The organism is Pusillimonas sp. SM2304 (assembly GCF_031628915.1).
In the GTDB taxonomy this organism is placed as follows: domain Bacteria; phylum Pseudomonadota; class Gammaproteobacteria; order Burkholderiales; family Burkholderiaceae_B; genus Pusillimonas_C.
Window position 1 is genome coordinate 1,543,500 of sequence record NZ_JAVLUJ010000001.1, and the last position, 11,476, is coordinate 1,554,975.

The 11,476-nt window shown below is 61.8% G+C and carries 12 protein-coding genes; 2 read left to right on the forward strand and 10 right to left on the reverse strand.

Annotated elements, in window-relative coordinates; all coding sequences use genetic code 11:
• Window positions 1–23: 23 nt before the first annotated feature.
• A complete protein-coding gene (locus RE432_RS07150; RefSeq protein WP_310932601.1) occupies window positions 24–1,283 on the reverse strand; it encodes a CoA transferase in 1,260 nt (419 codons plus the stop codon).
• Between the two features lie 72 nt (window positions 1,284–1,355).
• On the opposite strand from RE432_RS07150, the gene RE432_RS07155 reads away from it, so the two are divergent.
• On the forward strand, window positions 1,356–2,264 hold the full coding sequence (locus tag RE432_RS07155; protein WP_310932603.1) for a LysR family transcriptional regulator: 909 nt from the start codon (window positions 1,356–1,358) through the stop codon (window positions 2,262–2,264).
• Here RE432_RS07155 and RE432_RS07160 read toward each other — a convergent pair.
• From RE432_RS07160 to RE432_RS07170, 3 genes are read right to left on the reverse strand one after another with little or no spacing between them, the layout of a single operon-like run.
• The gene (locus RE432_RS07160; RefSeq protein WP_310932604.1) at window positions 2,259–3,488 is read right to left on the reverse strand and encodes an SAM-dependent methyltransferase; all 1,230 of its coding nucleotides are present in this window, start codon (window positions 3,486–3,488) and stop codon (window positions 2,259–2,261) included. The genes RE432_RS07155 and RE432_RS07160 overlap by 6 nt on opposite strands.
• Entirely contained in the window at window positions 3,485–3,652 is a 168-nt protein-coding gene (locus tag RE432_RS07165; RefSeq protein WP_310932605.1) for a hypothetical protein, read from the reverse strand. The genes RE432_RS07160 and RE432_RS07165 overlap by 4 nt, the downstream gene beginning before the upstream one ends.
• A gap of 56 nt (window positions 3,653–3,708) precedes the next feature.
• Window positions 3,709–4,491: a fumarylacetoacetate hydrolase family protein gene (locus tag RE432_RS07170; protein WP_310932606.1), complete on the reverse strand. Its 783-nt coding sequence runs from the start codon at window positions 4,489–4,491 to the stop codon at window positions 3,709–3,711.
• Between the two features lie 155 nt (window positions 4,492–4,646).
• Between RE432_RS07170 and RE432_RS07175 the strand changes: the two genes are divergently transcribed.
• Window positions 4,647–4,976, forward strand: coding sequence for a DHCW motif cupin fold protein (locus tag RE432_RS07175; RefSeq protein ID WP_310932607.1), 330 nt, complete (start codon window positions 4,647–4,649; stop codon window positions 4,974–4,976).
• A gap of 130 nt (window positions 4,977–5,106) precedes the next feature.
• On the opposite strand, the gene RE432_RS07180 is transcribed toward RE432_RS07175, so the two are convergent.
• The 6 genes from RE432_RS07180 to RE432_RS07205 all read right to left on the reverse strand — a co-directional run bounded on the left by RE432_RS07180 (window position 5,107) and on the right by RE432_RS07205 (window position 11,455).
• The gene (locus RE432_RS07180; protein WP_310932609.1) at window positions 5,107–6,810 is read right to left on the reverse strand and encodes a DEAD/DEAH box helicase; all 1,704 of its coding nucleotides are present in this window, start codon (window positions 6,808–6,810) and stop codon (window positions 5,107–5,109) included.
• Window positions 6,811–7,091: 281 nt separating this feature from the next.
• Complete coding sequence (locus RE432_RS07185; protein ID WP_310932610.1) at window positions 7,092–7,550, reverse strand: HIT family protein; 459 nt, start codon at window positions 7,548–7,550, stop codon at window positions 7,092–7,094.
• A complete protein-coding gene (gene pap / locus RE432_RS07190; protein WP_310932612.1) occupies window positions 7,547–9,034 on the reverse strand; it encodes a polyphosphate:AMP phosphotransferase in 1,488 nt (495 codons plus the stop codon). Before pap ends, RE432_RS07185 begins: the two co-directional genes overlap by 4 nt.
• Window positions 9,035–9,042: 8 nt before the next feature.
• The gene (trpC, locus tag RE432_RS07195; RefSeq protein ID WP_310932613.1) at window positions 9,043–9,837 is read right to left on the reverse strand and encodes an indole-3-glycerol phosphate synthase TrpC; all 795 of its coding nucleotides are present in this window, start codon (window positions 9,835–9,837) and stop codon (window positions 9,043–9,045) included.
• Window positions 9,834–10,865, reverse strand: a complete 1,032-nt coding sequence (trpD, locus tag RE432_RS07200) for an anthranilate phosphoribosyltransferase (protein ID WP_310932614.1) — start codon at window positions 10,863–10,865, stop codon at window positions 9,834–9,836. The genes trpC and trpD overlap by 4 nt, the downstream gene beginning before the upstream one ends.
• A gap of 26 nt (window positions 10,866–10,891) precedes the next feature.
• Window positions 10,892–11,455 carry an aminodeoxychorismate/anthranilate synthase component II gene (locus tag RE432_RS07205; protein ID WP_310932615.1) on the reverse strand — a complete coding sequence of 188 codons (564 nt, stop codon included), beginning with the start codon at window positions 11,453–11,455 and terminating at the stop codon, window positions 10,892–10,894.
• Between the last annotated feature and the right edge of the window lie 21 nt (window positions 11,456–11,476).

The following is an 11,476-nucleotide window of genomic DNA, read 5'->3' on the forward strand; positions in this document are numbered from 1 at the left end:
TATGTCTCCTTTGATCGTTGGTTTTATGGGTGTTCTACGGGGTGTTCAGCCTGAGCTGTTGATACATCTTGCGGGCCATGTGTTCTGATGGCGCCTGTAGCAAGCATGCTGGCTAACTGTTGGTTCGACAGGCCGGCTTGAAGGAGTACCTCGCGGGTATGTTCTCCCAGCTTGGGTGGCATAGCGGGAACAACTTGGGATTTTTCCATGCGCACAGGATTGCGCGTAAAGCGGTAGGTGTTGTTGCTGGCATCCTGCACATCAGTGAAAAAATTTACGCTGCGCAAATGTTCGTCGCGCTCCAGGTCGTCAAGCGAGTTGATGCGGGTAGCCGGGATTTCATGCTGGCTGCAGAAGTCCAGCCATGATTGAGTGGAGCGCTGCAGCATGATGATGCCGACAACCTGGTAAAGCTGGTCGATATGGTCGGTGCGTGCCGAGATGTCCTTGAAACGGGGGTCGCCTGCTAACGCTTCCTGGCCACTGCCCTCGAAAAATCTTTTCCAGTGGGCGTCGGTGTAGGGCATGATGCAGATAAAACCATCCGTGGTCTGGTACGGCTTGCGCCAGGAGGTCAGAATGCGTGGGTAGCCGGCCGATTCCCCGCTACCCGGGAGATGGCGGCCGTAGAAATGCTCGACCAGGGTATAGGACGTCATGGCTTCGAACATGGGGATTTCAACGAATTGCCCCTGTCCGCTGCGTTCGCGTTGAAATAGCGCTGCCAAGATGGCATGAGCGGCAATCAAGCCGCAGGTTTTGTCGGCCGCGATGGTGGGCAGGTAGCGTGGGGTGCCGGTCTGGCGTGCCATCAGGTCGGCAACGCCGCTTAGCCCTTGTATCGTATCGTCATAGGCAGGGCGCCCTTCATACGCCCCCTTGTTGCCGAAGCCATGCAGGCCTGCATAGACCAAGCGTGGGTTGCGCGCGCATAGCGTGTCGGCGTCCAGTCCCAGCCGGGCCAGCTTCTGCGGGCGTACGCTGTGCATGAATACGTCGGCCTGATCTACCAGGGCAAGCAAGGCTTCCCTGGCGGACGCCTGTTTCAGGTCCAGGACGACGCTGCGTTTGTTTCTGTTGATGCCCAGGAAGATGGCTGAAAGCCCCGCTTCCAAGGCAGGCCCGGTGTGGCGCGTAGAGTCGCCGGTGGGCGATTCGATCTTGATGATGTCGGCGCCGTAGTCAGCCAGAATTTGCGAGGCATACGGTCCAAAGACAACAGAGGTCAGGTCAAGGACGCGAATGCCGCCTAGTGCGGCTTGAGTAGAAGAAGGTAGGCTCATGGTCCAAAGAGCTTAGCCAAGCCATCTATAATGGTCTAATATTGTTTGTCTATTGAGTGATATATAAAAATTATGTCTGCAAGTCTGCGCCAATTCCAGCAATTGATCGCCATTGCCGAGTTGGGCGGCTACCGGCGCGCGGCGGAAAAACTCTTTATTGCGCAGCCTGCGCTGTCTGTGTCCATCCAAAAGCTTGAGCAAGAGGTAGGCACTCAGTTGCTGGAGCGCGGTGCAAGAGGTGTTACTTTGACACCCGCCGGCGAGGCGATGCTTGAAGATGCCAGGGCGTCCGTTTTCTATGCCGACCAAGCCTGCCGTACCGCACGCCTGGTTGCGCTGGGCGAGTGGGGCAGCTTGCGCTTGGGGTTTGTCGGCTCGGCCACCTATTCCCTGCTGCCTTTGTCGCTGAATGCTTTTCGTGCCCGGTATCCTCATGTCAAACTGGAATTGCGCGAAGATAGTTCGGTGGGGCTGATGGAGCTGGTGCGCAATCATCATATTGATGCAGGTGTTGTCCGGGGGCCTATCGCTGATGATCCGGCATTGGAGTCATGGATTATTCAGCGGGACGATCTCGTCTTGGCCGTACCAGTCCAACACCGTTTTTCGTCACGCAAGAAAATCGGCCTGAACGAATGCCGTGGCGATGATTTCGTGTTGTATGCCTCCACCATTGTTCCAGGATTGCACAGTGTTGCGCTGGCCTTGTGCCACGCGGCGGGGTTTACACCAAAGATCAACCAAGAGGCCATCCAGGTGCAGACTCAAGTCAGCTTGGTGGCCAGCGGCATGGGCATTGCATTGGTGCCGGGTGTGACGCGTTCATATGTGTCCGAGCATGTTCGTTTTATCGAGCTGTCGGATGAAGGGGCGCAAAACTGCCTGTCGTTGTCTCTGGTGGCCCGGCGGGATACCAGCTCGCCCCTGGTTGCGCATCTGCGCGACAGCATGCTGGAAACCACGGGCAATCCGCCCTTATAACCGGTCGCGGCGGTCGCCGCCGATAAAGCCCATCAAGGGCGGGTCGATACCGCGGCCAATCGCCAGCACTTTGAACAGTTCGCCCATTTCGGCCTCCGACAGCAGCTTCTGCACAGCCGACAGGGTCTGGGTCTGGGCCTGGGAGGCCAGGGTGGCGCTGTCGGCGGCCTTTTCTTCATGTGCCTGCGGCCTGCTCATGGACGACAGCAACTGCGGCAGGCCGGCGCTCATCAGGAAGCGGGCCTGCGAGGTGTAGCCCATGACATCCAGGCCGCCTTCCAGCGCCGCATCCGCCATGGCGGTGAAGTCCACATGGGTGGTGATGTCCTGCAGGCCGGCATAGATCAGCGGCTGCGCATGGGCGTGGTGGCGAAAGTGGCACATCAAGGTGCCTTCGGTTCGTTGCGGGTGGTAGTACTCGCGCTGTGGAAATCCGTAGTCGATCAGCAGGGCTGCGCCGCGTTTCAGCCAGTCGCCCATTTGCCTGACCCAGGCTTCGGCCCGCAGGTTGACCTCTGACTGATAGCCGGGCAGGGGCGGCATGCGCTGGGCCAAAATCTGCCGCAGGCTTGCCGGCGCTGCGCGTTGCGCGAGTTCGAAGGGGGCGCCGGCCGCTGCCGCCTGCGTCATGCGTACGCCCAGTTCCTGCAGCTCGCCCTGGCCGTCCCAGCAGAACAGGGTGACAGGCATGGCGTCCAGCACTTCGTTGGCCAGGACACAGCCGGAAAAGGCCGTCGGCAATGCCGTCAGCCACTGCACCGCGTCCCCGAAGGGGGACAGCCGCTCTTGCTGGCGGTGCCGCAGGTCGGCGGAGACTTCCAGTATTTGATACTCGGGTTGCAGGCCGTGTTCCCGCAATGCCGGAATCATGGCCTCGGCCATGGCGCCTGAGCCCGCGCCGAATTCCAGCACCGTGCATGAATCGCTGGCTCGCAGTACCTGTGCCACCTGGTTGGCCAGCGTTTGGGCAAAAAGAGGTGTGAGTTCAGGCGCGGTGGTGAAGTCGCCAGTAGGCAGCGTGGCGCCGAACTTGGTATTGCCGGCGGCGTAATAGCCCAGGCCGGGCGCATACAAGGCATGGTCCATCCATTGCTCGAATGGCAGGAAGCCGCCGTCGGCCGCGGCAATCCGCTGGCTTAGATACTGTTCAACGGCTTGCTGGTGCGCCCGGGCGTCGGCATCCGGCGCAGGCAGCCCGGCAGGCAGCGTACTGGCGGCTTTCATGGTTTTTTCTTCCTGGTCATCAGGTACAGGGTATGGCACATGGACGCAAGAAAGGCCACCAGCAATGCCACGGTGATGGCAACGATGTAGTTATTGAAGACGATCCACAAGGGCAGCGACAACAGGATCGCAAAAAATAGCGGCTTGCGCAGGAGCTGTTTCATCCCGTTATTGTAGCGGCGACCGACGGCGCAACGTCAGTCGCCGGCGATGCGCCCGCCTAGGCGTAGAATGACAAGTCGGCTTGCCCCAGGCCGGGCAGCAGGGCGCTGACCTGGGCTGTGGGGCCCACGAAGAGCAGCCCGGTACATGATCCCGTCGTGACGATCTGGCCCGCCTTCAAGCCGCCGTGCCTTGATGCCACATGGTTTGCCAGCCAGACCAGCAGTCTTAATACATCCACGGCCGGGTTGGCGCCAGTTTCATGCACGACTTGCTGCGCGTCGAAATACAGCTCGGCGGTCTGTTCAGGCTGCTTGATGGCAAGATCTGTGCTGCGTCCTTCGCCGTAAATCAGGGCGCCATGGCTGGCTGCATCGGCCAGCCCCGATAAGGGATCGGCCTGCGTTCGGTCTGTATAGCGTGATTCGACGACTTCAATCGCGGGGTGGACGGAACCTACCGCGTCCAGCACCTCGGCCAGGGTGTAGGGCTGCGCTCTGGAAGGCAGGTCATGTTGCAGGCGAAAGGCGATTTCAGCTTCGATGCCCCGCAAAGGATACAGGCCGGAGGCAAGCTTGCCGGGGCCTGCCATGACGGTTGCCGCGGGCAGGGGCGCGCAGGTGGGTTCGTCGCTGATGCCTTTCGCGCCGACCTTCCAGCCGCCGATGGGGCCCAGCTCGAAGGCGACCGCATCTTGTATGGCATAGGCTTGCTCGGCGGTGGCGGGCCTGCATGCGTCGGGCAGGCCGGCGATGGTGGTTTGGCGGGCACGGGCATCCAGCAGCAGTTTCGCTGCGGCTGCTATCTTCTTGTCGGACATCGTTTTCTTTTTGTTGGGCATTATTTATCTTTGTGGGTGATCGGATTCAGCAGGATGCTACCAGCTTAATCGGACCCGTCCTAATGCCATGCTTGCCGCTGAGTATTTTTGCCAACACGCGTGCGCGCTTGCATGCGGCGTAATATGATGGTCACAGGCAATTGAAAGGACAACGAATGCACATGCACGACATCCCGTTCGGGATTACCGACTGGTCTGCCATAGAAAAATCAGAACATAAAGGCCAAAGCGGCGTTGCGTTCTGGCGCACGTGCATGTTCGGCGATGTGCGAGTCCGGATGGTTGAATATTCCGCGGGCTACCTGGCCGATCATTGGTGTTCGAAGGGGCATATATTGCTGTGCCTGGATGGCGAACTGCATACCGAGCTGGATGATGGCCGCAGCTTCGTGCTCAAGCCGGGCATGAGCTACCAGGTGGCCGATCATGCCGAGGCGCATCGCTCCAGCACGGCGGTGGGCGCACGGCTGTTTATTGTCGATTAACGGCGCCAAGCCAAACCAGGCCAAACCGGCAAGAAAAAGCCCCGCATCAAGGGCGGGGCTGACGGGTGCCGCTGAATAGACATCAGGGCATGTGCACAGCCGGGCGCGAGCCCGGCTTTTTCAGGGCTGATCAGGCAAAGTCGCCGCGGCGGGCGGCGCTTTTGCCGCGGGTCGACGTGGGCTTGCCGCTGGAAAAGCCGGGGCGTGCCGCAGGACGGCTGCTTGCGGGCTTGCCAGGGCCTTTGTGCGAAAACTCGGGGCGGGCGGCGCGGGCCGGACGATCGCCGAAGGCTGGACGATCACTGCGCGCGGGCCGATCGCCGAAAGCCGGGCGTTCGCTGCGCGGGGGACGGTCGCCAAACGTAGGGCGGTCGCCGCCAAACGCTGGGCGCTCGCTGCGGCCCTTGTAGCCACCGCGCTCTTCGCCGCCGAAGCTCTTGCGGCTGTCGCCGGAACGATCGTAGGCAGGACGGCCTTCATAGGCGGGACGGTCGCCGTTGCGGGCCGGACGGCCCTCGTAGGCGGGCTTGTCGCCAAAACGGGGCTTGCCTTCGAAAGCGGGCTTGTCGCCGTAGGGCGCGCGGTCGCCGCCCGGCTTGCGGCCGTAGCCAGGCTTGCCGCCGCCGAAGCCGCCGCGGGGACCAAAGCTCTTGCCGCCACCGCCCTTGCGGTCGGTGTAAGTGGGGCGCACCGTTTTCTTGGGTTCCAGGCCTTCGATGACTTCAGCCGGAATGGGTTGGCCGATGAAATGCTCGATGCGGCGTACTTTGTGGCGTTCGGAGTGCACAGCCAGGGTGAAGGCCAGCCCGCTGCGGCCGGCGCGGCCGGTGCGGCCGATGCGGTGCACATAGTCTTCGGCCTGCATGGGCAGGTCGTAGTTGACGGCGTGGCTGATGCCTTGCACGTCGATGCCGCGGGCGGCGACATCGGTGGCGACCAGGATGCGCAATTGGCCTTTCTGCAGCATGCCCAGGGTACGGGTGCGCTGGCGTTGGTTCATGTCGCCATGCAGCGCGGCTGCGGCAAAGCCTTGGTCGGCCAGGCGGTCGGCCAGATCGTCGGCGCCGCGCTTGGTCGAGGTAAATACAATGGCCTGATCCAGGCTGGCGTCGCGCAGCAGATGGTCCAGCAGACGCATTTTGTGGCCGTTATCGTCGGCGTACAGCAGGCTTTGGGTGATGTTGGTGTGCTTCTGCTTCTGGCCCGAGATCTCGATCTGCAGCGGATCGCGCATCATCTTGGCGGCCAGGCGGGCAATAGTGCCGTCCAGGGTTGCCGAGAACAGCAGGGTTTGCCGGTCGTCCGGTGTGCGGCCGACAATGGTTTCAATGTCTTCAATGAAGCCCATGTCCAGCATGCGGTCGGCTTCGTCCAGCACCAGGGTGTGTACGGTAGACAGGTTGACGCGTTTGGCTTGCAGGTGGTCGATCAGGCGGCCGGGGGTGGCAACCAGTACGTCCACACGGCGCGACAGGGCCTTGAGCTGGGCGCCGTAAGGCATGCCGCCCACGACCACGGCGATGCGCAGGTCTTTGATGTGGGCGCCGTATTGCTTGGTGGCGTCGGCCACTTGCATGGCCAGTTCACGCGTGGGGGTCAGAACCAGCACCTGCACGCCCGAGCCCTTGTTGGGAGGCATGTGGGAAATACGGTTCAGGGCGGGCAGCATGAAGGCGGCGGTCTTGCCGCTGCCGGTCTGCGAAGAAACCATCAGGTCGTGGCCTTCCAGGGCCTTGGGGATGGCTGCGGCCTGGACGGAAGTGGGCTCGGTAAAGCCGGCTTTCAGAACGGCGGACAACAGGGAAGGCGCGAGACCTAAAGTATCGAAAGACATGAGTATCCTTTGCCGAACGAACGGCATACACATAGCGGGGGCGATGGAAGTGAGCCCGGAGCGCTGGTTGATTGGAGCATCGTGCCGACCGAATCAACCTAAAGTGCAGCGTTTGTCTTGGATACGCGGCGAAAGGCTCGGGGGTCAGGGAGCGATGGCGTTCGACATGGGTGCTGAGAGGTCAGTCAACTGCTAGCGACAGCGTGTGCTGTATGAAAATGTCGACGCGTGAAAAATGCAGTGCGCAAATTATAAGCGTATTTATGCATTCGGGGTAACCCCTATGTGGTTGCATTGCAACATTTCTGCAATGCCTCCCAGTATTGCGGCAAGGCGGCGCGAATCCGCGCTTTGCGCTGGGCCCAGGCGGCGGCCTGTTCCGCTGAGCGGGCGGGCGCGGCGGCCCAAATAGCATCGGGGAAATGGCTGTCGTCGGCCCAGCGCGGGATCACATGCCAGTGCAGGTGGGGCACCATGTTGCCAAACTGGGCCAGATTGACTTTGTCGGGTTGCAGGATCTGGCGCTGCGCGAGTTCGACCCGCCAGACGGCTTCCATGAGCGCGTTGCGGGCCAGCGGCGGCAATTGCGTCATTTCGGCGGTGTGTTCCTGCCAGATGACGCGGGTCAGGCCGGGATGATTGTCGTCGTCCACCGCAATGATGCGCAAGTTTTCGTTGCGGCAGAGCACCGTGCCGCCGGCGTCCCGGCACAAAGGACAAGGTTCTGGTTGAAGGGTCATGGGCTGTTGCGGTCCTGTGCTGCTTCCAGCGCCTCGACAAGGCATTCGAGTACGGCAATGCGGGCGTGGCGTTTATCGTTGGCCGAGAGTACGTGCCAGGGGCAGGCTTGCGTACTGGTGTGGCGGAACATGTCGTTGGCCGCCTGCACATAGGCGTCCCATTGCTTGCGGTTGCGCCAGTCGTCCGGCGTGATCTTGAATGATTTGAATGGCGAGGCTTCGCGTTCGCGAAAGCGGGCCAGCTGTTCGTCCTTGCTGACAGCCAGCCAGAACTTCAGGATCACCGCGCCGCTGTCCAGCAACTGGGATTCGAACTGGTTGATTTCGTCATACGCGCGGCGCCATTCGGCTTCGGAGGCATATTGCTCGACGCGTTCGACCAGCACCCGTCCGTACCAGGAGCGGTCAAAAATGGCGAGATTGCCCGGCTCAGGCAGGTCGCGCCAGAAGCGCCACAGATAAGGATGGGCGAGTTCTTCCCGGCTGGGCGCCGAGATGGGGATGGCCCGAAACTGGCGGGCATCCAGGGCCCGGGTCACGCGCCGTATGGTGCCGCCTTTGCCTGCCGCATCCTGGCCTTCGAAGACAAGAATGACCGGGGTCTTGCCGAATGCGGGGTGCCGCGCCAGCCGGGCCAGGCGGCCCTGCCATTCAGGCAGCCGCTTGTCGTATTCATCGTCGCCCAGCTTGATGGCATAGTCCAGGTCGTTCAACGTCGGGACGGGGGCCGGTGCATGGACCGGGGTGCTGGCTTGCGCGGCATGCGGCAAGGGTTCGATGCGCCGCTTGCGCAAGGCGGCCAGCACGGCCTGGCCGGTGCTGATGTCGCGCATTTGCTTGTCGGCCGCCGGGATAATGGTCCAGGGGGCATGGGCCTCGTGCGTCAGCGAGATGGCCAGCGCGCCGGCATCGCGCAGCCGGGCAAATTTTTTCTGCGCCTTGATGTCTTCCGGCCGGACCTGCCACGCCGTGTCGGGGTCGGACAGCAGCTTTTCAGTCCGTTCCCGTTGCGCCGTTTGCGACAGGTGGTACCAAAGCTTGATGACCTGGACGCCGTTCTGGGCCAGGGTATTTTCGAAGTCGCGTATGGCTTGCGTGAACGCCAGTATTTTCTTCTGGCGGGGCTTCTTCCTGGCGGCTTCTTTCAGCAGGGGCCGGTACCAGGAACCGAATACGATGCCGGTCCTGCCTTTGGCCGGCAGGCTGCGCCAATACCGCCACAGCCATGGGTGGCCCTGTTCGGCGGCCGATGGTTCGCCAAAGGCCAGGGTGCGGATATGGCGGGCGTCCATCCATTCGTTCAACAGGCACACAGAAGCGCCTTTGCCGGCACCGTCGATGCCCGCGATCACGATCAGCAGGGCGCGCTGTTCTTGCTTGAGCCTTGCATACTGCGCTTTGAGCAGCGCTGTGCGCAGCCGGTCCTCAAGGGGACCGGCTTCTTCCTTGGACAGTTGCGGGTCGGCTTCGGCGGCGGCGAACATGACGCGCCTCAGGAGGCGAAGAACAGCTTTTGCAACGCCACGCCGGGGTCGGGGGCTCTCATGAAGGCTTCACCGACCAGGAAGGCCTGGACGTCATGCTCGCGCATGAGGGCCACATCGTCGGGTGTCAGGATGCCGCTTTCGGTTACCACGCGCTTGCCCTCCGGGATGGCCGGCAACAGGTCGAGCGTGGTCTGCAGCGAGGTCTCGAAGCTGCGCAGATTGCGGTTGTTGATGCCGATCAGGCTGGTGTTGAGCTCCAGGGCAAGGTCGAGCTCGGCGCGGTCATGGACCTCGACCAGGACATCCATGCCCAGTTCGTTGGCCACATTTTCGAACTCGCGCAGTTGCTGCGGGCTGAGCGCCGCGACAATCAGCAGGATGCAGTCGGCGCCCAGCGCCCGGGCATGCACGATCTGGTAAGGATCGATCATGAAGTCCTTGCGCAAGACGGGCAGGGTGCAGGCGGCGCGGGCCTGGCGCAGGTAGTCGTAGGAGCCCTGGAAAAACTTGACGTCGGTCAGGACGGACAAGCAGGCGGCGCCATGCGCGGCATACGAGCTGGCGATGTCGACGGCGCTGAAGTTTTCGCGGATGACGCCCTTGGACGGCGATGCCTTTTTGACTTCGGCAATGACGCCGGGCTTGCCCTGGGCGATTTTTTCTTCGATGGCCCGGGCAAAGCCGCGCAGATCCTTGCGGCTCTTGGCCTCGCGCAGGACGTCCGATTCGCTGCGCATCTGGCGCGCGGTGGCGACTTCGGCCTTTTTGGTTTCCAGGATGTTGGCAAGAATATCGTTCATGCGTTCAGCGTCCGTGTATAGGTGCAGAATTCATCAAGCTTGGCGCGGGCGGCGCCGCTGGCCAAGGCTTCGAAGGCCATTTTCAGCCCCTGCTCGATGGAGTCGGCCCGGTTGCCGGCATAGATCGCCAAGCCTGCGTTAAAGCCAACGATATCACGAGCGGCGCCCTCGGCGTTATCGAGTGCGCTGAGCAGCATCGCGGCCGATTCGGCGCGATTATTGACCTTGATAGAGCGATTAGACACCATCGTCATGCCAAAGTCTTCCGGGTGGATTTCGTATTCGCGCACTTTGCCGTCTTTCAGTTCGCCGACCAGCGTGGCCGCGCCCAGGGAGGCTTCGTCCATGCCGTCTTTGCCGTGGACGATCAGCACGTGGTTGGAGCCCAGGCGCTCCAGCACGCGCACTTGAATGCCGACCAGGTCGGGGTGGAAGACGCCCATGAGCTGGTTGGCGGCATTGGCCGGATTGGTCAGGGGACCCAGGATGTTGAAGATCGTGCGCACCGAGAGTTCTTTGCGCAGGGCGGCCACGTTTTTCATGGCGGCATGGTGGGCGGGGGCGAACATAAAACCGATGCCGGTGGCGGCCAGGCTCTCGGCCACTTGTTCAGGGCTGAGCATGACATTGGCGCCCAGTTCTTCCAGCACGTCGGCGCTGCCCGACGAGGACGAGGCGCTGCGGCCGCCGTGCTTGGCAATTTTTACGCCCTGGGAGGCCGCCACGAACATGGCCGCTGTCGAGATGTTGAAGGTGTTGGAGCCATCGCCGCCGGTGCCGCACATGTCGAGCAGGTCCTGCGTGTTGGGTGTGTTGACGGGCAGCGCGAATTCACGCATGACCTGGGCGGCGGCGGTGATCTCGCCCACGGTCTCTTTCTTGACACGCAGGCCCATGATGAGCGCGCTGGCGATGGTCGGCGAGAGTTCGCCGCGCATCAGCAAGCGCATCAGGTGCAGCATTTCGTCATGGAATATTTCACGGTGCTCGATACAGCGCGACAAGGCTTCAGTGGGAGTGATGGTCATGTGAGTTCCTTATTTTTATATGAGGGTCAGATCGTCAGAAAGTTCTTCAGTAAAGCATGGCCGTGTTCGCTGAGTATGGATTCAGGATGGAACTGTACGCCGTAAATGGGCATGGTCTTGTGGCGCACCCCCATGATTTCGCCGTCGTCCGTCTGGGCGGTGATCTCCAGGCAGCCGGGCAGCGTGTCGCGCTTGATGGCCAGTGAATGATAACGGGTGACGGCATAGGGCGACGGCAGGCCGGTGAAGACATCGGTGCCGGTATGGGTAATGCTGGATACCTTGCCGTGCATGATTTCCCTGGCGCGCACAATGTCGCCGCCGAAGGCCGCGCCGATGGCCTGGTGGCCCAGGCACACGCCCAGGATGGGCAGCTTGCCCGCAAAGTGCTGGATCAGTTCGATCGATATGCCGGCCTCGGCGGGCGAGCAGGGGCCGGGCGATACGCAGATGCGCGCCGGGTTCATGGCGGCTATGTCGGCCACGGTGGTCTGGTCGTTGCGCAATACGCATACTTCTTCGCCGAGTTCGCCGAAATACTGCACCAGGTTATAGGTAAACGAATCGTAATTATCTAGCATCAATAACATGTGCTTCTCCGGGAGCTGTGT

Coding starts and splice junctions, on each gene's coding strand:
- trpC (WP_310932613.1), bottom strand. CDS start 9,837: ATGAACGATATTCTTGCCAACATCCTGGAAACCAAAAAGGCCGAAGTC.
- RE432_RS07205 (WP_310932615.1), bottom strand. CDS start 11,455: ATGTTATTGATGCTAGATAATTACGATTCGTTTACCTATAACCTGGTG.
- RE432_RS07175 (WP_310932607.1), top strand. CDS start 4,647: ATGCACATGCACGACATCCCGTTCGGGATTACCGACTGGTCTGCCATA.
- RE432_RS07155 (WP_310932603.1), top strand. CDS start 1,356: ATGTCTGCAAGTCTGCGCCAATTCCAGCAATTGATCGCCATTGCCGAG.
- RE432_RS07150 (WP_310932601.1), bottom strand. CDS start 1,283: ATGAGCCTACCTTCTTCTACTCAAGCCGCACTAGGCGGCATTCGCGTC.
- trpD (WP_310932614.1), bottom strand. CDS start 10,865: ATGACCATCACTCCCACTGAAGCCTTGTCGCGCTGTATCGAGCACCGT.
- RE432_RS07165 (WP_310932605.1), bottom strand. CDS start 3,652: ATGAAACAGCTCCTGCGCAAGCCGCTATTTTTTGCGATCCTGTTGTCG.
- RE432_RS07185 (WP_310932610.1), bottom strand. CDS start 7,550: ATGACCCTTCAACCAGAACCTTGTCCTTTGTGCCGGGACGCCGGCGGC.
- RE432_RS07170 (WP_310932606.1), bottom strand. CDS start 4,491: ATGCCCAACAAAAAGAAAACGATGTCCGACAAGAAGATAGCAGCCGCA.
- RE432_RS07160 (WP_310932604.1), bottom strand. CDS start 3,488: ATGAAAGCCGCCAGTACGCTGCCTGCCGGGCTGCCTGCGCCGGATGCC.
- RE432_RS07180 (WP_310932609.1), bottom strand. CDS start 6,810: ATGTCTTTCGATACTTTAGGTCTCGCGCCTTCCCTGTTGTCCGCCGTT.
- pap (WP_310932612.1), bottom strand. CDS start 9,034: ATGTTCGCCGCCGCCGAAGCCGACCCGCAACTGTCCAAGGAAGAAGCC.